The sequence below is a fragment of the Streptomyces himastatinicus ATCC 53653 genome (assembly GCF_000158915.1).
In the GTDB taxonomy this organism is placed as follows: Bacteria; Actinomycetota; Actinomycetes; order Streptomycetales; family Streptomycetaceae; genus Streptomyces; species Streptomyces himastatinicus.
The window spans coordinates 5,461,638-5,481,091 of record NZ_GG657754.1 but is presented as its reverse complement, the minus strand read 5'-3'; the positions used below and the strand labels follow the sequence as shown (position 1 = coordinate 5,481,091).

Genomic DNA, 19,454 nt, shown 5'->3' with positions numbered 1-19,454 from the left:
CCAGTGGGCCGGTCCGTGCGCCCTCGACAAGATCGCGGTGATTGACGGCCGGGGGCACACCGCGACGTTCACCGCGCTCACCCCGTGCGAGGTGGAGCCGCGGTCGGTGACGGTGCTCGCACCGGAGCTGCTGGGGCGGCGCGCCGCGGGCTGATCCGGTTCGCGGGTTCAGGTGCGGCGTGCGGCGCGTACGTGGGCGGCGGCCGAGCTGGGCCGGTACGGGGCGGTGCCCGCGTACGTGGCGCGGTAGCCGTTGTGGCGCAGGTCGTCGTAGCGGGCCCGCGAACCGGTGCGGAGCGTGGCGTCGCACCGTGCCCGGCCCCGGCTGTTCGTCACCGCGGCGCACAGCTTGTGGGCGCCGGTGTTGTCGGTGAACCGGACCGTCTGCCCGGGCAGCGGGGCGCCGTCGGTGGTGGCCAGGGTGGCGGACAGCCCCTTGACCCGCAGGGACGCGGGCGACGTGTGCCGTTCCACGGTGGCCGCGCTCGCCGTGAGGCGGGTGGACACGGGGTGCGACGGCGGGATGGCCAGCCCGACCGGGCTGCTCAGCCCGGCGATGGGCACGGTGGTCTGACCGCTGCCGTCCGCGGGGACCTCCACCACCCGGTCGTTGCCGAAGTCGGCGACGAACAGATTGCCGTACCCCCTCCCCCCGCCACCCCTGCGGGGTGTTCAGCCCGGTCGCAAAAAGAGGTCGTCTGCGGGCCGCCGCCCCGGGGCAGCTTCCCCACGCGGTCGTTGCCCGAATAGGCGACGTACAGGCTCCCCGTGTCGAACGCGAGCCCCATGGGCTCGGACCGCCGCTGTCGGCAGGGTGAGCTGCGGCCCGCCGTCCACGGGCACCACCACGACGCGGTCGTTGACGAAGTCGGCGATGTAGAGGTTGTCGTGCGCGTCGAGCGCCAGGCCGTCCGGGTGGACCAGGCCGGTGGTGGGCACGGTGATCTGTAGCCCGCTGCCGTCCGCGGGGATCTCCACCACCCGGTCGTTGAAGCTGTCGGCGATGAAGAGGGTGTCGTCGCCTTCATCGTCGCCGTCGTAGCCGTCGTCATCGGTTTCGACGGCCAGCCCGATCGGACGGGACAGCCCGGTGGTGGGGAGCGTGCTCTGGCCGCTGCCGTCCGCGGGGACCGTCACCACCCGGTTGTTGCCGGTGTCGGAGACGTAGAGGTCGCCGTAAGCGTCGAGGGCGAGGCCGGTGGGGCGGGTGAGGCCGATGGTGGGCACGGTGGTCTGGCCGCTGCCGTCGGTGGCGACCTTCAGCACCGTGTTGTCCGTGTACTCGGAGACGTACAGCTGCGCGACAGGCGGGGCGGCGGCTGCGGAGGTGAGGCCGGAGACGAGCCCGTACGCACACAGCGTCAGGATTCCCGCCAGCGCGGTCAGTCGGTGCCGTACGGAGAAGCGGCCCATTCCACACCCACCTGTGATTTCCGGACGATCGGCTCTTTTGCCGTGACCCCGACCCTAGGAACCCACCCCCGCCCCCGGTCCGCACCACGCCACCGGACACCGGGAATCCACTCGGGCGGCTGTCGGCGGAACGGCGGTATCCGAGTGGCGGTGTCGGAACGCTCGTGTCGCGAGCCGCGCGGGTGCCGGACGCTACACGGCCAGCGCCTCGGCGACGGCCGCGCCCGTTTCGCGGGCCGTCAGGTACGGGCGCACGTCGTGGGCCTGGGGGCCGTTGTGGACGAGGAGGTCGGTGATGCGGGAGCCGAAGGCGGGGGCGAGGGTCTTGGTGAGGGCCACGGCGTCGGCGCGGTCGGCGATGTTGGTCCAGCGGGTGACGGAAGCGGGCCAGCGGGGGTGCGGGGCGGGTGGAGGCAGCAGGCGGTCGAGGACCAGGCGGGGGATGGCGAGCGGCGAGCCGAGGGTGATGAGGCTCAGGTCGGACCACTCGGGGTGGGCACAGAGGGTTTCGTAGGCGACGACGGTGCCCAGGGAGTGGGCGACGATGACCTCGGTGTCGGTGGTCACAGTGCGGGCCAGGCGGTCCTGGACGCGGGCGCGGATGTCGGGTTCGGAGAAGTAACGGCGGACCTGACGGGCGCTGGCGATCATGAGGCGTTCGCTGATCCCGGCGAAGAAGGCCGAGTGGCTGAGGGCGTTCAGGGCACGCTGCACGGCGTACGGGGTGCGCAGCCGGGTGGTCGCCTCGGGGCCGGTGACCTGGGGTTCGTGCTGGGCGGCGGCGTGCCACCAGCCGAGGAGGAGGTCGGTTTCCAGGCCGTCCTCGACGTCGGACGCGTCGAGATCGGGGACGCCGAAGCCGCGGTGGCCCGCGGGGCGGAAGAGATCGCCGTAGAAGGCCATGGCGACGTCGTGCGGCTCGGGGCGGGGGCCGGAGGCGAGGGCGAGGCCGTCGCACAGGGCGGGGTACCAGTCGGCGAGGAGCGTCTCGGCGCCCTTCACCTGCTGGGCGATGCCGTGGACGAGTACGACGCGGGTCATGGGGTGCCGTTCTCCTCGCTGCCGGGGGTGTCGAGGCCGAGGACGACGGCGCCCATGTGGGTGGCGACGCACAACTGCCCGCCGCCGACGGCCACGTCCCGGATGCTGCTGCCGATGTCGATCTCTGCCGTCCAGGAGGCGGACCGCAGGTCCCACACCCGGACCAGGCCGAACCGGTCGGCGGCGACCAGGATCGGTACGCCGCCGATTTCCGCGGCCTCCATCGCCAGGACGCCGGAGGGGAAGGGCTCCAGGTTGATGCCGAGGTCGGAGCCGTCCGCCACGTCCCAGAAGCGCAGATGGCCATCGCCCGCGCCTACGACGAGGGCGTTCCGGCTCAGGTGAGGGACGAAATCGACGCTGAGAGCGCCCATGGGGTGGCCAGTGAGCGGTTCCGCGAAGGGTTTGCCGGTCCGTGGGTTCCAGAGCCAGACGGTGCCGTCGACCGAAGCGCTGGCGATCACTTCCTGGTCGCCGGCTCGGCCCGCCCGCACGGCCGTGACGTCCGCAGTGTGACCAGCCATCGGCGGATGGACGGGGGCCTGGGTGCGCAGGTCCCAGGCGTGCAGGGTGTGGTCCTCCGTGGCCGACACCACCAGGGCTCGGCCGTCCAGGGCGTACGGGCACGCCCGCAGCACGGCGCCGGGCCGCCGGACCAGCCGACGCCGCAGCCCCAGGCTCCAGACGTCGCCTCCCAACCAGCCCCCGCGCACCACGACGGCCTCGCCGTCCACCCGGGCGGCGGCCATGCAGGACATGGACGGCTCGGCCGACACGACATGGGCGGCGATCTGCCGTCCGTTGTGCAGGTCATGGGTGCGCACGGTGCCATCCAGACCGCCGGTGATCACGGCCGAGCCGCCGGTGTGCGGAATCGCGACGATGTCGGCCGAGATCAGGCTGTGGGTCACCCCGCACAGCGGCTCCCCCACCGGACGGGTGGTGGTCAGGTCCCAGACCCGCACCACGCGGGGGAAGGCGGTGATCGCGACCGTGGTGCCGTCCACGAGTCCGAGGGCCGGGGCCGGGGGGGCCTGGCCTGAGACCCTGTTCAGCCCTTCCATCGGGGTGCCCAGCGCCCTCCCCGTCGCCAGGTCCCAGACCCGCGCCGTGTCGTCGATGGCCATGGACGCCACCAGGATCCTGCCGCCGACCTGGGCCAGGCTCCCCGTCCGCACGAAGTTGGTGTGGCCCAGCAGCGGGCGGCCGACCGCGGTGCGGGTGGTGATGTCGTGTACGTACAGGCCGTTGCCCTCGTCCGAAGACAGCGCTACCGGGCGGTCCCCGTGGAACGCGACCCCCACCGCCCGCGAGGAGCGCGTCAGGCCCTCGATGTCGAAGTGGGCGGACGGTCCGGTGGGCGGGGCCGCGCCCGTGCCGTCGACCCGCCACATGTAGGCGTGGTCGAGCGACGTGGCGATGGCGATCTCCATGCCCCCGGCGGTCCCGCGGACCGCCAAATGCCGGATGCCGCCGATGTGTCCGGCCAGCGGCGGCGTCGCGGGCTCGCCGGAGGGCGCGTGCCAGATGCGGACAGTGCCGTCCTCGCCGCCGCTGACCACGACCGGCCGCCCGGCCAGGGTGCCAGTGGCCACGCAGCGCACCACGTTGGTGTGACCGATCAGCGGCGCGCCCAGAGGTTCGCCGAGCAGCGGGTCCCAGAGACGGACCGTGGTGTCGGAGCCGCCGGTGACCGCGACGGGGCGGCCGTCGATCCGCTCCAGGGCGACGGCGAGCACCTCGCCCCGGTGGCCCTCCATGGGCCGTCCGACCTGAGCGCGGGTGCGCAGGTCCCACAGGCGGGCGGTGCCGTCCTGGCCTCCGGTGACGGCGAGCGGACGGCCCCGTATGTCGCGGAAGTCGACCGCGGACACCTGGCCCGTGTGGCCCTCGGCGGGCTGATCGGCCGACAGGTCCCAGATGCGGGCGGTGCGGTCCTCGCTGACGGTGACGGCCAGCGGGGCGCCGCTGGTGAGGGCGGCGGCGGTGATGTCCTCGACGTGGCCGCGCAGGGAGTGGCCCAGCTGGCGCAGGGTGCGCAGATCCCAGAGTCGGGTTTCCCAGACTCCGGCGGTCAGTGCCACCGTACGCCCGTCGAATTCGCCGATGACGGCGGAGGCGACGCCGCTGCGGCTGAAGTAGCGGTGGGCGGTGACGGGTTCGCCGAGCTGGCGGCGTTCGGCCAGGTCCCACAGACTGAGCATGCCGGACCTGTCGCCGACCAGCGCCACCGTGCGGTCGTCCAGCCGCCCCAGGCATACGGCGGTGACCGCCTCGGCCGGGCCGATCAGGGGGCTGCCGTCGATCCGGGCGTCGCCGCCGTCCAGCACCTCGCTCAGGTCCCAGACCTGCACGGTCTTGTCCTCCCCGCCGGTGACCGCGACCGGTCTGCCGTCGAGTTCGCCGAGCGCCGCGTCCAGGACGGTGCGCTTGTGGACGGCCAGGTCACAGCCGAGCTGGCGGCGCCGGGCCAGGTCCCAGATCCGGGCCGTACCGTCCTGGCTGGCCGTCAGCACCACGGGTGTGCCGCCGATGGCGCCGATCTCCATGGCCTCGATGCGGTTGGTGTGACCGGTCAGCGGCTGCCCGTACTCCTGGCCCGCCGACAGGTCCCAGACCCGCACCGTGCCGTCGACGCCGCCGGTGAGCGCGACCGTGTAGTCGCCCAGGTCGCCGATGGCGACCGCGTTGACCGGGGTGGACACCGTCAGCGGTTCGCCGATCTGCCGCTGGTTGGTGAGGTCCCAGATGCGGGCCGTGCCGTCCACGCCGCCGGTCACCGCGATGGGCCGCCCGTCGAGGTCCCCGGTGGCGACGCAGCCGACCGCCTTGGTGTGGCCGCTCAGCAGCCGGTGCGCACCCGTGGCCGACCACCACGCCCAGCGGGCCGTCCACGGCAGGGCGACGCCGAGGCGTCCGATGGCGTCGGCGAGGTCGTCCGCCTGGCAGCGGCGGGCGGACAGCTGGAGGTCGGCCGCCCGGCCGCCGAGCGCGCGGTCGGGGGTGAGCCGGTGCGCGACCTGCTCGTACGCGGTACGCACCCGGCGCGGCCCGTCGCCGTCGATCGTGGCGAACGCCCGCAGCAGCCCGAGCGGTTCCCCGGCCAGCAGGAAACCGGGGTCCCTGATCAGCTCGCTGAGCAGGCCCGCCGCCCCGGCGTGGGTGGCCAGGTGCTGGCGTACGTAGGGAGGTGCCGCGAACCAGTCGGGCCGCCCTTCCGGCGCCGGAACGACCGACACCAGGGCCTCGACCACGGCCTTCTGGATCTCGGTGGACGGCCGGTCGGCGGTCGCGCGCAGATGCTCGGCGAGCGCCTTGTGGTAGAGCCGGTACACCGAGCGGCGGTCGTCGTCGATGACCTCCGCGACGTACGCCTCGGCGACGTCCAGCAGCCAGGAGACGTCCTCCTCGGTGCAGTCGGTGCCGGACAGCAGCGAGCTGAGCGTCGTCCACACCTGGCCGCGCGGCAGCCCCTTGCCCTCCGAGAAGGCCAGCGGGAGCAGCATCCGGCGCACGCGGGGCTCGTCCGGGCCGAACCGGGCCAGATAGTCGTCGAACGCCTCCCCGACCTCGCTGGGCAGCCGGTCCGCCCAGCCGGGGTGGTCCACATCGACCGCGGCGCGGTCGGAGCGCAGGGTGCGGGCGGTGGTGCGGGCGTAGAGGTAGACGCCCGCGGCCTTCCGCGCGACGCCCCGGGCGACGGTCGCCGCGAGGGCGGGGTGGTCCCGGTACGGCGTACGGACTTCCGGCTCCTCCACGGCGAGGAGCACCTTGGCGACGTACCCGGCGACGTCCGCCTCCTCCGCCCGGTAGCCGGGGCGGTCCAGGTCGAGGCAGGTGAAGGTGGGGCCGAGCGGCTGCACCAGTTCGTGGCGGGTGCCCACCAGGAGCCGTACGCCCTGGATCTCCGACATGGGCCGCAGCAGTTCGCGGGTGATGCGGCGCGGCTCGCCGTGGCCGCCCGCGTCGGCGGCGGTGTCGGACCCCGCCTCGTCCACGGCGTCCACGACGACCACGACCGGCGGGCCCTGGCGCCCGCGCCGGGTCAGCTCCTGGAGCAGCGCGGCCGTGCCGTCGGCCCGGGTGCCGAGCGCGGTCGCGATGCGCTCGACGACCTCCTCCAGCCGCTTGTGGCGCGCGTGCACCGCGGCCGTGACACAGCCCTCGGGCACCAGCGTCGCCGGGTCGACGCCCTCCGGGTCGACCTTCGCGCGGTACGCGGAGTCCGACGGCGCCACGATCCGGCCGAGGACCGCCGACTTGCCGCAACCGGGGCTTCCGGTGACGACCCGGCCCTTGCCGTCGCCGTGCTCGGCGGTCAGCCAAGCGACGAGTTCGGTCAGCACCCGCTCGCGGCCGCTGAAGTACAGGCCCTGCTCGGACTCGAACTCCACACCGCGGGCGCGGGGGCCGAAGTGCTCGGTGAGGTCGCGTTCAGCGACGCGGCGCTGCACTTCGAGGTCGGTGCCGAGGGGCGGCAGCTCCTCGCGGTAACCGGCGTTGGGCAGGAACGGGGCCAGGCCCGTGACCAGCCCGCTGGCCAGTTCGGCGCGCTGGCCCCGGCCGTCGGCGTCGAAGCACTCGTTGACCGCCTTCACCAGCTCGGTGAGGTCGAGGTACTGCTGCCGCTGTCCGGTGCGTCCCGTGGTGATCTCCACGGACGAGCCGAGCGCCGCCACGAACGCGCCGTCCTCGGCGAGGTCCTTGCGGCGAGCCGACGCCAGGAACCACAGCCCGGTCGAGGTCGCGCCACCGCCGTGCTGGTACGCGATCGACTGGAGCGCCAGCCCGGCGGCATCCGCGCTGCCCGCACCGCCGCCGCAGGTGTCCAGCACGATCAGCAGATGGCGCAGCTCGCCCCGGCACAGGATGCGCACCAGGTCCTCGGTGGCCAGGGCGGTGGTGGCCGGGTCGTCGTCCTGCGAGTCCCAGCACAGCAGATAGTGACGGTCCCGGTCGTGGACGAGGCCGTGCCCGGCGAAGTACACGACCACCACATCGTCCGGGGTGAGCCGGGTGTCGGCCGACCAGTGGCGCAGCTTCTGCCGGATCTGCTCGGCGCCGTCGTAGTCGCCGAGCCCGGGCAGAACGGCCTGGTAGCCGAACCCCTCGAAGAGCCCGGTCATCGCGGCGACGTCCCCGGGCACTTGGGGAAGCTGTTCCTCTTCCGGCAGATGGCAGTACCGCCCGCTGCCCAGCGCTACGAAGAATCGCCGCCCCACCTGGAGCCCCACCGCCGCTTCCCCCACTGCCGTGCGTCCCGCCGTGCGCCGCGAGAACCGTAACCGGATGATCGCAACCCGTGTCCGGAAGCGCAACGGGGCGAGTGGTGGGGCTCCTGCGCCCAGCCGACTGTCACGGCCAATCGACCAGCCCGTTGAAGACCGCGTACGGGACGGCCACCGAGAGCGGGGCCAGGAAGGCGAGGCGAATGCGGCGCGGGATGTTGCGTCGGCGCCGCGGCAGGCCCCAACCGGCGATCAGCAGGCCCAGGGGGAGGGCGAGACCGCCGAAGTAGACCCTCATGGCGGGGTGGAAGGTGGACTCGCACCGGGCCCGCGCCGCCTCGCCGGGGGCGTCGCAGGCCATCTGGGAGAGCCCGACCCCGACGGTGATGTAGAAGCCCACGATGAGGGTGACGAGCGTGGAGACCAGCGGTGCGATCCACTGCCAGGAGACCCGGTCGTCCGGGCCGCGCTCCCGCTCGGGCGGCGCGACACCGCACCGTACGTCGTCGCACCACACGTCGTGACACGGCGCGTTCTCGCACACAGTGCTCTCAGCCATGGGCTCCAGCCAACCCGGAGGCGGGGCGGGGCGCATGAGCCCGGGTACTCAGTTGCCCGCCCGGGCCCCGCCACCGCCATCTCCCGCGCCGCCGCTAGTCGATGACCAACCCCTTGGCCTTCAGGACCGGCTCCAGGCCGCAGACCTCGATGACGCTCTTGCCGGAGCGGTAGGCGGCGATGAAGGCGTCCTCGGCCTCGACGCGGGCCTGGCATTTGGCGATGACGTCCGCCAGGTCCTCGTGGCGGACCACCACGACGCCGTCGGCGTCGGCGCGGACCACGTCGCCGGGGCGGATGATCTCGCCGCCGATCAGGACGGGTTCGGCCATCGGGCCGACGGTTTCCTTGACCGTGCCCTTCATGCAGACGCTGTAGGAGAAGACGGGGAAACCGAGTTCGCGCAGTTCGCGGGTGTCGCGGACACCGGTGTCGGTGACCAGTCCGCCGAGGCCCTTGGCGACGCAGGCGTTGGCCAGGACGTCGCCGAAGGAGCCCGCCTCGGCGTACTCGCCCGCGGAGACGGTGATGACGTCGCCGGGGCGGGCGTGGGCGATGGCGACCTGGAGCATGATGTTGTCGCGGGGCGCGCAGACCACGGGGAAGGCGGGGCCGCACAGGGACATCGCGGGGTCGACCGGCTTGATGGTCGAGTCGAGGGCGCCGAGGCGGCCCTGGGCTTCGTGGATGGTGGCGGCGGAGTAGCCGCCCAGCTGCTTCACCAGGTCCGGATCGGGGCGGGTGAAGGCGGTGTTGACGCGGATCATGTGTCCCCTTCGGGCGAGTCAGGAGAGGTCGGCGCGGGCGCGGGCGATGGCCTCGCAGGCCGCGGTGAGGACGTCGTTGGAGGTGGCGAAGGAGATGCGGAAGTAGCCCGGGGAGCCGTACGCGGCTCCGTGGATCACCGCGACGCCCTGCGACTCCAGCAGATGGGCGGCGACGTCCTCGTCGGTGCGGACCTCCTGGCCGGAGGGGGTGCGGGTGCCGAGGACGCCGGTGCAGTTGACGAAGGCGTAGAAGCCGCCGTCCGGCGGGGTGCAGGACAGTCCGGGGATGTCGTTGATCAGCTTGACGACGGTGTCGCGCCGGCTGCGGTAGACGGCGACGCTGTCGCGGACGAAGTCCTGGTCGCCGCTGAGCGCGGCGGTGGCGGCGGCCTGGCTGATGGAGGAGGGGCAGGAGGAGATCTGGGACTGGAGGGTGTTGATGGCCCGGATCAGCTCCGCGTTGCCCGCGCCGTAGCCGATGCGCCAGCCGGTCATCGCGTACGTCTTGGAGACGCCGTTGGTGTAGAAGACCCGGTCGGCCAGGCGCGGTTCGACCGCGGCGAGGCTGTGGACCTGGCCCGTGCCGAAGAAGATCTCGTCGTAGATCTCGTCGGTGAGCACGTGGACGTGCGGGTGGTCGAGCAGCACCCCGGCGAGGGCGCGCAGTTCGCCGTCCGTGTAGACGGCGCCGGTCGGGTTGCCCGGGGAGTTGAGGACGACCCAGCGGGTGCGGTCGGTGAGGGCGGCGGCCAGCCGGTCGGGGGTCAGCTTGAAGCCGTCGGCCTCCGGGCAGGGGACCACCACCGGGGTGCCGTCGTTGGCCAGCACCATGTCCGGGTACGAGACCCAGTACGGGGCCGGGATGACGACCTCGTCGCCCGCGTCCAGGGTGGCCATCAGGGCGAGGAAGATGATCTGCTTCCCGCCCCCGCCCACCGCGATCCGGTCGTCGGGGAAGTCCAGCCCGTGGCGCCGCCGGAGCCGGTCGGCGATGGCGGCCCGCAGCTGCGGGGTGCCGTTGACCGGGGTGTATTTGGTGGCGCCCTGCCGGATCGCCTCGATGGCGGCGTCCTTCACATGGCCCGGGGTGTCGAAGTCGGGTTCGCCGACGGTGAGGTCGAGGATGTCCCGGCCCTGGGCCTTCAGTTCGCGGACTCGTTGGGCGGCCGCGGTGCTCGGGGACGGCTTGATACGTCCGACGCGCTGCGCGGTGCTCATTTCAGTCGGCCCTCCGCTCGAAGTTGAGCCCGCCCGGCACCTGGAAGGTGGGCAGGATCTCCACATGGCCGATGTTGACGTGGCGCGGCGAGGAGATGGCGAATTCGATGGCGTCGGCGATGTCCTCCGGCTTGAGCGATTCGAAGCCGTCGTAGAACTGGCGCTGCGCCTCTTCCATGTCGCCGAGCAGCCGCCCGAAGATTTCCGTCTCCACCCGTCCGGGGCAGATTTCGGTGACCCGGATACGGCGGCCGTAACCGTCCACCCGCAGCTGGCGGGAGAGGGTGTGCACTGCCGATTTGGTGGCGTGGTAGATGGTGTTTCCGCCGAAGTTGTAGACACCGGCGATGGAGCTGACGTTGACGATGTGGCCGAGGTCGCGCTCCACCATTCCCGGCATGACCAGTCGCACCAGGTGCAGCACCGCCTGGATGTTGACGGCGACCTGCTCGTCGACGGCGAACTCGTCGGCGGTGAGGATGTTTCCGGTACGGGACACCCCGGCGTTGTTGACGAGGATGTCGACCTTGAGGTCCCGCAGTTCCGCGGTGAGCGCGGCGGTGTCGGTGATGTCGACGGCGTGCGGGACGCAGCCGGTGCGCCGGGCGAGGTCGTCGAGCCGGTCGGCGTTACGGGCGACGGCGTGGACCTCCAGGCCCTGCTTGGCCAGCCGCTCGACGACCACCGCGCCGATTCCGGTGGAGGCACCGGTCACCAGTGCGGTCTTGTAGTCGGAAAAGGGCATGGGGGCTTCGCTCCTCTGTCGGAAACGGGTGGGGGAAGGCGGGGGAATTACGCGTCGCGCAGCGGCAGATGCGCCTTGTCCGTCACCCGGGATACGGCGATGAGCGTGCCGAGGGCGGTGACGACCGCGTAGAAGGCGGGCATGTTGACGTTTCCGGTCTCGGCGATGAGATACGTCATCAGCAGGGGCGCGGTACCGCCGAAGAGCGCCGAGGAGATGTTGTAGCCCAGCCCGTAGGCGGAGTAGCGCACCCGGGTCGGGAAGAGTTCGACCAGCAGGATGTGGATGACGCCGGTGTGGCCCGCGAAGACGATGGCCATGACGGACGCGCCGAGAATGGCCAGCGCCACATTGCCGGTGCCGATGAGCAGGTAACAGGGAATGCCCAGGGCGGCCATGGCGATCGCGGCGCCCGACAGGACCTTCTTCCGCCCGATCCGGTCGGACAGCCTGCCCATGAACGGAATGGCGAGGGAGATGGCCACCAGGCTGGCCGAGGTGACGAGCAGCCCCTGCACCTTGCTGAAGTGCAGCTCGGTGCTCATGAACGTGGGCATGTAGCCGAACAGCACGTAGTAGCCGGAGCCGTTCATCAGCGGGATGAAGAGGGCGAGCAGCATCGCGCGGCGGTGCTCGGAGGAGGTGAACGCCTCCTTGAGCGGGTTCTTCGACAGCCCGCCCGATTCCTTCAGCCGGTTGAAGTTCGGGGTGTCGCTGATGCGCTTGCGGATGTAGAGGCCCGCGACGCCCAGCGGGACGGCGAGCAGGAACGGAATGCGCCAGCCCCACGACTCCATGGCGTCCGACCCGAGGCCGCTGGTCATGCCCGCGGCGACCAGCGTGCCGGTGAGCAGCGAGAGGAACGAGGCGATCTGGGCGTAGCTGGTGTACAGGCCGCGCTTGCCCTCGGGGGCGTGCTCGGCGAGGAAGCTCATCGCGCCCGACGCCTCACCGCCGACGGAGAAGCCCTGGAGCACCCGGAGCAGGATGAGGAGGACGGGGGCCGCTATGCCGATACTCGCGTACGTCGGCAGCATGCCGATCGCCGCGGTCGCCACGCTGATCAGCATGATCACGAAGACGAGCATCCGCTGACGCCCGATGCGGTCGCCGAGGTGACCGCAGATGATGCCGCCGAGCGGGCGGAAGAAGAACGAGACGGCGTAGCCGAGGAAGACGAGCTGCACCTGCACCGCGTTGGACGCGTCGGGGAAGAAGACGACACCCAGGGTGCCCGCCATGAAACCGAAGATGCCGTTGTCGTACAGCTCGGCGAAGATGCCGACGCATCCGGCGAGGGTCACCTTCCGCGCGGTTCTGGGATCGACGACGTTGGGGGTTGGTTGGGCGGCGGCGACGGCGGTCATGATGTCTCTTTTCTGGAGCGGGGTCAGTCAGGTGGGGGCGGATCACTCACAGGGGGAAGGGGGACGGGACGTCAGGGGGAAGTCAGACGGGGGAGGGGATGGGCCGGGTGGCCGAGGGGACGGGGATGCGCAGCTCGTCGAAGACGGTGCGGACACGGGTGGCCAGGGCGCGGACGGCATGGCGCTGGGACCGGTAGTCGGCCACCGCCTCCTCCACGGTCCGGTGCCGGAAGCGGACGGACTGGCCGGGCCTGGCCTGCCGAGGGCGGACAGACCGGTCGCGGTGACCACGGCGAGCACCGGATATCCGGCGGTGACGCCGCGGCCGCGGTGCAGGACGAGCAGTTCGTCGCCCGCGGGCACCTCGACCGCGCCGACCGGCACACCGCGCGAGAGCACCTCGCCGGTCGCCACCCGCCGCGGTACGTCGCCGCTCATCCGCAGCCCGATGTGGTTGCTGCGCGGGGTCACGGTGAACGGCGACCGGAACAGCCGCTCGGCGGTGTCGCCGAACTCGGCGAGGTCGGGCCCGTCGGTCACGTCGACCGTCCAGGACTCGGCGAAGTGCGCCACCGGGGCGTGCACCCGGAACAGCGGGATGCCGAACACCGGATGGGCGACCGGCGGGCAGGAGGTACGCAGCGCCAGCTCATCGCCGTCGCTCAGCGACCGTCCGAAGCCGAGGATCGTGTCGGGGGCGCAGCTGCCGAGCAGGGACGGGGTGTCCACCGAGCCGAGGACGGCGAGATAGACGCGCAGCCCGAGCCGGATGCCGCTGACGGTGATGGTCTCCCCCGCCCGTACCGGCAGCGGCTCCCACATCGGCCGCGCCACCCCGCCCACGGTGACGTCGGCGGGGGCGCCGGTGACCGCGATGAGGATGTCGGTGGACGGGGTGCAGCCGAAGTCCAGGGCGGTGATCTCCACCAGCGGCGCGCCCTCGTCGTTCCCGGCCAGCACGTTGGCGACGCGGGCGGAGTGCTGGTCGAGCGCGCCGTTGACCGGCAGTCCGTAGCGGGAGTGGCCGAACCGGCCGAGATCCTGCACGGCCGCCAGGCCCGCCCGGTGCACGGTGAGGGTGCCGGTCAGGGCGGGAGCGTCCGTCACGGTGAGGGCGTCAGTCATGACACGCCTCCAGGGCCGCGCCCGCGTGCTCGTCCCACTGCTCGGGGGCGATCGGTACGAACTGGAACGTGTCGCCGGGCCGGTACGGGGTCAGCGGCCGGGCGTCCAGGTCGAGCACCCGCAACGGGGTGCGGCCCAGCAGCGGCCAGCCGCCGGGGGACGGCATCGGGGAGATGACGGCCTGCCGCCCGGCCACCGCGATCGACCCGGGGACGACGCTGGTCCGCGGCGAGGCGAGCCGCGGCACCGGGCGCGGGAACGCCGGGCCGTCCATCATCGGGGCCGCGGCCGGGGCGCCGAAGCAGCGGACGGTGAGGGGAGCGCGCGAGTGCAGCTCCACCACCTCGGCCTCGGTGAGCCCCAGCTGCTCGGCGACGACGGGCAGGTCGGGGCCGTGCTCGCCGCCGTACACCACCGGTACGACGAAGCGCCGGGGCGCGGGTCCTGGGCGTGGGCCCTCGGCCAGGCGGCCGCTCTCGTACCGCAGCAGGCGCCGGAGCGTGAGGTGGTCGGTGGTGGCGCAGTCGAACTCGACGAGCAGGGTGTCGTACGTGGGCACGATGCCGTACACCCCGCCGGGCCGGGCGGCCTCGACCGCGTCGGCCAGCGCGTGGACGGTCCGCCAGGCGCGGTCCGGCGGCAGCCCCACGGCCTTGACCACGACGGCCGAGTCGCCGCAGTCCGCGATGGTGACCTCGCCCGAATCCGCGGTGCCCGCCATGTCAGGCGCTCCCGACGGTGGCGTCGGCCTTGAGGTCCAGGACCTCGTTGAGCGGCGCGATCCGCACCCCCGCGGTGAGCAGTTCGGCGCGGATCCGGCGGGCGAGCGCGATGGCGCCGGGGGTGTCGCCGTGCAGCAGGACGGTGTCGCACGCGACCGGGAGGTCACGGCCGCCGACGGTGTGGATCACGCCCTCGGTGACCATCCGGACCGTCCGTTCGGCGATCTCCCCCGCGTCGTGGAGCACCGCACCGGGCTCGCTCCGGGGCACCAGCGTGCCGTCGTCGCGGTACGCCCGGTCGGCGATGCCGACGATGCCGACCCGCAGGCCCAGGGCGCGGGCGGCGTCGGCGAGTTCGCCGTCCTGGGCGAGGACGATCAGGGACCGGTCGAACGACGCCACGGCCCCGGCCACCGCCTCCGCGTAGTCGGGGCGGGTCGCGACCAGGTTGCCGAGCCGCCCGTGCGGCGCGATGTGGCGTAGCCCGGTGCCGTGCGCGGTCGCGAAGGCGTGCAGCGCGCCCATCTGGTACAGCGTGTCGGTGCGTACCTCGTCCGGGGTCAGATCCATCGCGCGGCGGCCGAATCCGACGAGATCGGGAAAGCTGTGGTGCGCGCCCACGGCGACACCGATTTCGGCGCAGCGGCGAACCGTCGCATCCATGATTCTCGGATCGCCCGCATGGAATCCGCACGCGATATTGGCCGATGTCAGCACGTCCAGCAGCGCCTCGTCGTCGCCCATGGTGTAGGCGCCGAATCCCTCGCCGAGGTCGGCCACGAGATCGACGGCATGCGTCATTGACGTCCTCCGGAAAGAGAAGAAAGCGGCGTTGTCGCTTTTCGAGAGAGAGCTGTGCAAGAGGGTCGCGAGAGGGATCTTCGCGAGGAGAGAAATTCGCGTTCCGGTGAACGTAATGCGCCCGAGAGATGGCGGCAAATATGCGTTGGGTGTGACGTAATCAGCTCTGGTTATGACCTGGGCCACACTCGCCGTCCTGCGCCGGTCGGTGCGGCGCCTACCATGAGGGCCCGCCCAGCCCGGAGGACCGCACATGGACACCAGGCGTCTGTACTCGTTCGTGAAGATCGTCGACGCCGGGAGCATCACGCGCGCGGCCGACATCCTGCACATCGCGCAGCCCGCCCTCAGCCAGCAGCTCTCCTACCTGGAGTCGCACTTCAAACAGCAGCTGCTGATCCGCAGCAAGCGCGGCGTGGCACCGACCGAGGCGGGCCGGGCGCTGTACCGGCACGCCCAGCTCATCCTGCGCCAGGTCGAGCTGGCGCAGGCCGCCGTCGACGTGTCCGGGCGGGCGCCCGCGGGCAGCGTCTCGGTGGGCCTTGCCCCGTACAGCATGGGCGCGGCGCTCGCGCTGCCGCTGCTCACCAGCGTGCGCGAGCGCTATCCCGACATCGTGCTGCACATCAACGAGAACTTCGGCGGGGTGATCAGCGAGGCGATCATGACCGGCCGGATGGACATGGCGTTCATCTACGGGGCGGGGCCGCTGCGGGGCGTCACGTTCGAACCGCTGCGCACCGAGGACCTGTTCCTGATCGCGGCGCCGGGCAGGACGACGGAGCCGGGCGGGGGCGCGGACGTCCCGCTGGAGGAACTGGCGGACGTGGAGCTGCTGCTGCCCAGCCGGATCCACACCATCCGCCAGGTCGTGGACGCGGCGTTCCAGCAGGCGTCACTCCAGCCGCGGGTGATCGGCGAGGTCGAGTCCGTCCTGACGCTGGTCAGCGCGGTCGGCGCGGACCTGGGCGCGACGGTGCTGCCGTGGTCGGCGGCGCGCGCGATCCTCGACGTGCAGAACCTGGTGGTGCGCCGGATCGTGAACCCGACCATCCCGGTCAAGCTCTCGTTGTGTACGTCCGACCATCAGCCGCTGTCGGAGCCCGCCCATGCCGTGCACGATCTCTTCCATGAATTGATCGCCGACTTCGGCTAGGGCGGGCCGCGCCGCCTCTTGGCCCCTCAGACGCCCGTGGTGTCGGCGGCCGCGTCGACCGCCTGCCCCACCCGGCCCGAGGCGGGCTTGCGCAGCAGCAGGAGCGCCGCGTCGTCGTGCAGCCGCCCGCCCACGTGCGCCAGCAGTTCGTCGTGCAGCCCGGCCAGGGTCCGGGACGGCTCGTCGGAGACGTGCCCGGGCACCCGCTCGGCCAGCGGGAAGTACGACCGGCCGTGATCGCGCGCCTCGATGACCCCGTCGGTGTACAGCAGCATCTGGTCGCCGTCGGCGAACGGCACCACCTCCAGGCTCGGCGCCTCCCCGCCCAGCGAGGCCAGGCCCAGCGGCGGCGCCGGGCGCACCGGCTCGACGGGCACGACCGCACCGGCCGGGCCGATCAGCAGCGGCGGCGCGTGACCGCAGTTGACGATCTCCATGCGCCCGTCGGCGGGGTATCCGGCGACGACGGCGGTGACGAAGTCATCGGGGGCGAGGTTACGGGCGAGGCTGCGCTCGATGCGGCCGACGACGTCCAGCAGATCCGGTTCGTCGTACGCGGCCTCCCGGAACACGCCGAGGACCAGCGCGGCGGTGGACACGGCGGGCAGCCCCTTGCCGCGCACATCGCCGACGATCAGCCGGACCCCGTACGGGGTGGACACCAGCGCGTACAGGTCGCCGCCCACCCGGGCCTCCGCCGCGGCGGCGCTGTAGCGGACCGCCACCTGAAACTGTCCGACCCTCGCGGGCACCGGCCGGAGCAGCGCGTTCTGCGCGGCCTCGGCGACCGAGCGGACCGCGGCCAGCACCCGTTCCCGGCGCCTGCGCAACACGCTGGCCAGGCAGCTCGCCAGGGTCACGGCGATGAGCGTCGACAGCACGACCGCCTGTCCGTGGACCGGCGCGGCCTGCCACGCGCCGAGCCCCACGCCCAGCGCGACGGCGAGGAACCCGATCCGCAGCACCGCCCACGGGCGGCACGCGGCGGCGGCCAGCGCGGGGCCGACGGCGAGCAGCGGCAGCCAGCTCGTCCCGTCTCCGGTGACGAAGGCGATGACCGCGACCGCACCCAGGATGAGTACGGGCACTCCGGCCGCGAACGGCGCGGGGGGATAGGGCTGGTCCAGATGGTTGCGGGCCTGGATCATGTCCGGGTCGACTGCTCTCTCTCGCTCGCCGGGTTCGTTCGGATACGGCGTGATGTCCGTTTCATCCAGAGAACCAGCGCTTCGCGGGGAGCGACAAGGGCCGGAATTTCAGATAGTGAGCGAAAGGCTCCTGGTCACGCGGTCGGCCGTCGGCAGCAGCCGCTCGCGGATCTCCTCCAGCCGCGCGGCCCGGTCTCCCTGCCCGGTCTGCCCGGCCAGACCCGCCCGGCCTGCCTGGAGCGACACCCCGAGCGATCCGAGCTGGTCCCCGCTGTACACGGGCACCGCGAAGCAGACCGTGCCCAGCGTGTACTCCTCCAGGTCGATGACCGGCTCACCGGCGGCCGAGGCGTCCAGGCGCCGCAGCAGCTCGGCGGGGCGGGTGACGGTGCGGGGCGTGAGGTCGGCGAGCGGATGCCGGGACAGATAGTCGCTGCGGGCCTCGTCGCCCAGCTCGCGCAGGACACACTTGCCGAGCGCGGTGGCATGCCCTGCGTCCTCGAACCCCACCCACAGATCCACCCGGGGCGCCCGGGGGCTGTCGACGATCTCCGCGACCCGGATCTCGCCGTCCTCGTAGAAGGTCAGATACGCGGCCGCCGACAGTGTGTCCCGCAGCCCGGCCAGCGTCGGCCGCACCCGGTTGAGCAGCGCCTGCCCGCGGCTGCCGACCTGGAGCGTATGCAGCTTGTCGCCGACGACGAAGCCGCCGTCCGGCAGCCGGTGCACATAGCCGTCGTGGACCAGGGTCCGCAGCAGGTGGTACGCGGTGGCCAGCGGCAGCCCCGCCTCCCGCGCCAGCTGTTTCGCCGGCGCACCGCCCTCATGTGCGCCCACGGCCTCCATCAGGCGGAAGGCTCGCTGCACGGAGGTGATGAGCGTAGGGCCTCCTGGAGTACCCATATGACCAGCTTGCGCCCGGTACGGCGGCCGGGCAAGGGCGTATCCGCAGCCGGGCTCAGGCTCCGTCACGGCGCGCGCGAGGGCGTCGGCCGACCCGGATAGTCGGCCGACGCCCTCGGTCCGGAGCGAAGGCGGTCAGCCGGGGCTGATCCGGCCGCGCCAGCCGCCCTCTTCCTGGCCCCGGTGCTCGATGAAGTCCTTGAACCGGTGCAGATCGCCCTTGATCCGGCGGTCGAGCGTCCCGGTCATGTCCGCGGCCTTCTCCGCCATGCCGCTCGGCTCGAAGACCATGGCCAGGTTGACCTCGGTGTGGGTGGCGTCCAGGGACCGGAAGGTCACCAGGCCCTGCTGCTGCACCTCGCCCGAGGTCGTACGCCAGGCGATGCGCTCGTCGGGGAGCTGATCGACGATCTCGGTGTCGAACTCACGGTGCACACCGGCGATGGAAGTCGACCAGTGGTTGTGACGGTCGTCCACCTGGGTCACCTGGTCCACGCCTTCCATGAACCGCGGGAACTCGGTGAACTGCGTCCACTGGTTGTAGGCCGTGTGCAGCGGAACCTCGACCTCGACGGTCTCCCGCACGGTGCTCATCGGTCACTCCTTTCGACGCTGTCACCGCACCGGGTAACCGGGCCCGCGCCCGTAAAACGTCAGCGCGGTCAGCGCAGGGGATGCAGCGCGGCCAGTTCGGCGGGTGCGGTGCCGGTGGTGATGGCGTCGGCCAGCAGCCGACCGGTGAGGGGGCCGAGGGCCACGCCCCACATGCCGTGGCCGCCGTTCACGTACACCCGCGGCGAGGCGGTCGGGCCGACCAGCGGCAGCCCGTCGGCGGTGCACGGGCGCGAGCCGACCCACTCGTCCCGGCGGGCGTCCCAGTCGACGTCCCGCAGCAGCGGACGGGCCGCGGCGATGATCGCCTGGATGCGGCGCGGATCGACCGGCCGCTCCGGAGGCGCCAGTTCCATCATCCCGGCGACCCGCACCCGGCCGTCGCCCAGCGGGGTGCACACCACCTTCTGCCCGGCCAGATACGTCGGGCGCGCCGGTGCGCCCGCGGCGGGCACGCTGAAGCTGTAGCCGCGCCCGGACTGGACGGGCACCCGCACCCCGAACGGGCGGACCAGCCGGTTCAGCCAGGTCCCGGTGGAGACGACGGCGACGTCCGCGCGCAGATCGCCCTGCGACGTACCGACCGCGACCCCCGTGCCCAGGTCGCGGATGCCCGATACTTCGGCCTGCTCCACGACCTTCCCCCCGCG

17 protein-coding genes and 1 pseudogene are annotated in these 19,454 nt (G+C 72.4%); 2 read left to right on the top strand and 16 right to left on the bottom strand.

Going from position 1 to position 19,454, the window contains the following annotated elements:
- Nucleotides 1-85 (top strand): annotated as a pseudogene (locus SSOG_RS58490) (Crp/Fnr family transcriptional regulator); the annotation flags it as partial.
- Between the two features lie 83 nt (nucleotides 86-168).
- Here SSOG_RS58490 and SSOG_RS57920 read toward each other — a convergent pair.
- The 12 genes from SSOG_RS57920 to SSOG_RS23175 all read right to left on the bottom strand — a co-directional run bounded on the left by SSOG_RS57920 (nucleotide 169) and on the right by SSOG_RS23175 (nucleotide 14,985).
- Nucleotides 169-600: a hypothetical protein gene (locus SSOG_RS57920; RefSeq protein WP_050799936.1), complete on the bottom strand. Its 432-nt coding sequence runs from the start codon at nucleotides 598-600 to the stop codon at nucleotides 169-171.
- Between the two features lie 72 nt (nucleotides 601-672).
- On the bottom strand, nucleotides 673-1,413 hold the full coding sequence (locus SSOG_RS48775; RefSeq protein ID WP_009716682.1) for an NHL repeat-containing protein: 741 nt from the start codon (nucleotides 1,411-1,413) through the stop codon (nucleotides 673-675).
- 192 nt (nucleotides 1,414-1,605) lie between these two features.
- On the bottom strand, nucleotides 1,606-2,454 hold the full coding sequence (locus SSOG_RS23220) for a hypothetical protein (RefSeq protein ID WP_009716681.1): 849 nt from the start codon (nucleotides 2,452-2,454) through the stop codon (nucleotides 1,606-1,608).
- A complete protein-coding gene (locus tag SSOG_RS23215) occupies nucleotides 2,451-7,688 on the bottom strand; it encodes a caspase family protein (RefSeq protein WP_245606353.1) in 5,238 nt (1,745 codons plus the stop codon). The genes SSOG_RS23220 and SSOG_RS23215 overlap by 4 nt, the downstream gene beginning before the upstream one ends.
- 121 nt (nucleotides 7,689-7,809) lie before the next feature.
- Nucleotides 7,810-8,241, bottom strand: a complete 432-nt coding sequence (locus SSOG_RS23210; RefSeq protein ID WP_050799935.1) for a hypothetical protein — start codon at nucleotides 8,239-8,241, stop codon at nucleotides 7,810-7,812.
- Nucleotides 8,242-8,335: 94 nt separating this feature from the next.
- The gene (locus SSOG_RS23205; RefSeq protein ID WP_009716678.1) at nucleotides 8,336-9,007 is read right to left on the bottom strand and encodes a 4-carboxy-4-hydroxy-2-oxoadipate aldolase/oxaloacetate decarboxylase; all 672 of its coding nucleotides are present in this window, start codon (nucleotides 9,005-9,007) and stop codon (nucleotides 8,336-8,338) included.
- A gap of 18 nt (nucleotides 9,008-9,025) precedes the next feature.
- Nucleotides 9,026-10,225: an aspartate transaminase gene (locus tag SSOG_RS23200; protein WP_009716677.1), complete on the bottom strand. Its 1,200-nt coding sequence runs from the start codon at nucleotides 10,223-10,225 to the stop codon at nucleotides 9,026-9,028.
- Nucleotide 10,226: 1 nt separating this feature from the next.
- Complete coding sequence (locus SSOG_RS23195) at nucleotides 10,227-10,970, bottom strand: SDR family oxidoreductase (protein ID WP_009716676.1); 744 nt, start codon at nucleotides 10,968-10,970, stop codon at nucleotides 10,227-10,229.
- A 47-nt stretch (nucleotides 10,971-11,017) separates the two neighbouring features.
- Nucleotides 11,018-12,337, bottom strand: coding sequence for an MFS transporter (locus SSOG_RS23190; RefSeq protein WP_039938454.1), 1,320 nt, complete (start codon nucleotides 12,335-12,337; stop codon nucleotides 11,018-11,020).
- Between the two features lie 42 nt (nucleotides 12,338-12,379).
- Complete coding sequence (locus tag SSOG_RS23185; protein WP_009716674.1) at nucleotides 12,380-13,462, bottom strand: 5-oxoprolinase subunit C family protein; 1,083 nt, start codon at nucleotides 13,460-13,462, stop codon at nucleotides 12,380-12,382.
- Nucleotides 13,455-14,183 carry a 5-oxoprolinase subunit B family protein gene (locus SSOG_RS23180; protein ID WP_039938451.1) on the bottom strand — a complete coding sequence of 243 codons (729 nt, stop codon included), beginning with the start codon at nucleotides 14,181-14,183 and terminating at the stop codon, nucleotides 13,455-13,457. Before SSOG_RS23180 ends, SSOG_RS23185 begins: the two co-directional genes overlap by 8 nt.
- Nucleotide 14,184: 1 nt before the next feature.
- Nucleotides 14,185-14,985 carry a LamB/YcsF family protein gene (locus SSOG_RS23175; protein WP_039938448.1) on the bottom strand — a complete coding sequence of 267 codons (801 nt, stop codon included), beginning with the start codon at nucleotides 14,983-14,985 and terminating at the stop codon, nucleotides 14,185-14,187.
- Nucleotides 14,986-15,238: 253 nt separating this feature from the next.
- On the opposite strand from SSOG_RS23175, the gene nac reads away from it, so the two are divergent.
- On the top strand, nucleotides 15,239-16,141 hold the full coding sequence (nac, locus tag SSOG_RS23170) for a nitrogen assimilation transcriptional regulator NAC (protein WP_009716672.1): 903 nt from the start codon (nucleotides 15,239-15,241) through the stop codon (nucleotides 16,139-16,141).
- A gap of 26 nt (nucleotides 16,142-16,167) precedes the next feature.
- Here nac and SSOG_RS23165 read toward each other — a convergent pair whose 3' ends face one another.
- The 4 genes from SSOG_RS23165 to SSOG_RS23150 all read right to left on the bottom strand — a co-directional run.
- Complete coding sequence (locus SSOG_RS23165) at nucleotides 16,168-17,289, bottom strand: PP2C family protein-serine/threonine phosphatase (protein ID WP_009716670.1); 1,122 nt, start codon at nucleotides 17,287-17,289, stop codon at nucleotides 16,168-16,170.
- A gap of 108 nt (nucleotides 17,290-17,397) precedes the next feature.
- Entirely contained in the window at nucleotides 17,398-18,192 is a 795-nt protein-coding gene (locus SSOG_RS23160) for an IclR family transcriptional regulator (RefSeq protein ID WP_039938446.1), read from the bottom strand.
- Between the two features lie 135 nt (nucleotides 18,193-18,327).
- On the bottom strand, nucleotides 18,328-18,786 hold the full coding sequence (locus SSOG_RS23155) for an SRPBCC family protein (RefSeq protein ID WP_009716668.1): 459 nt from the start codon (nucleotides 18,784-18,786) through the stop codon (nucleotides 18,328-18,330).
- Between the two features lie 68 nt (nucleotides 18,787-18,854).
- On the bottom strand, nucleotides 18,855-19,454 hold a 600-nt coding region (locus tag SSOG_RS23150; RefSeq protein ID WP_009716667.1), incomplete at its 5' end, for an NAD(P)/FAD-dependent oxidoreductase.

Excerpts from the sequence above, each read along its gene's own strand:
- SSOG_RS23165 (WP_009716670.1), bottom strand. The coding sequence starts at position 17,289 with ATGATCCAGGCCCGCAACCATCTGGACCAGCCCTATCCCCCCGCGCCG.
- SSOG_RS23210 (WP_050799935.1), bottom strand. The coding sequence starts at position 8,241 with ATGGCTGAGAGCACTGTGTGCGAGAACGCGCCGTGTCACGACGTGTGG.
- SSOG_RS23175 (WP_039938448.1), bottom strand. The coding sequence starts at position 14,985 with ATGACGCATGCCGTCGATCTCGTGGCCGACCTCGGCGAGGGATTCGGC.
- SSOG_RS23195 (WP_009716676.1), bottom strand. The coding sequence starts at position 10,970 with ATGCCCTTTTCCGACTACAAGACCGCACTGGTGACCGGTGCCTCCACC.
- SSOG_RS23155 (WP_009716668.1), bottom strand. The coding sequence starts at position 18,786 with ATGAGCACCGTGCGGGAGACCGTCGAGGTCGAGGTTCCGCTGCACACG.
- SSOG_RS23180 (WP_039938451.1), bottom strand. The coding sequence starts at position 14,183 with ATGGCGGGCACCGCGGATTCGGGCGAGGTCACCATCGCGGACTGCGGC.
- SSOG_RS23220 (WP_009716681.1), bottom strand. The coding sequence starts at position 2,454 with ATGACCCGCGTCGTACTCGTCCACGGCATCGCCCAGCAGGTGAAGGGC.
- SSOG_RS23205 (WP_009716678.1), bottom strand. The coding sequence starts at position 9,007 with ATGATCCGCGTCAACACCGCCTTCACCCGCCCCGATCCGGACCTGGTG.
- SSOG_RS23190 (WP_039938454.1), bottom strand. The coding sequence starts at position 12,337 with ATGACCGCCGTCGCCGCCGCCCAACCAACCCCCAACGTCGTCGATCCC.
- SSOG_RS23160 (WP_039938446.1), bottom strand. The coding sequence starts at position 18,192 with ATGGGTACTCCAGGAGGCCCTACGCTCATCACCTCCGTGCAGCGAGCC.
- SSOG_RS48775 (WP_009716682.1), bottom strand. The coding sequence starts at position 1,413 with ATGGGCCGCTTCTCCGTACGGCACCGACTGACCGCGCTGGCGGGAATC.
- SSOG_RS23200 (WP_009716677.1), bottom strand. The coding sequence starts at position 10,225 with ATGAGCACCGCGCAGCGCGTCGGACGTATCAAGCCGTCCCCGAGCACC.
- SSOG_RS23185 (WP_009716674.1), bottom strand. The coding sequence starts at position 13,462 with ATGACTGACGCCCTCACCGTGACGGACGCTCCCGCCCTGACCGGCACC.
- nac (WP_009716672.1), top strand. The coding sequence starts at position 15,239 with ATGGACACCAGGCGTCTGTACTCGTTCGTGAAGATCGTCGACGCCGGG.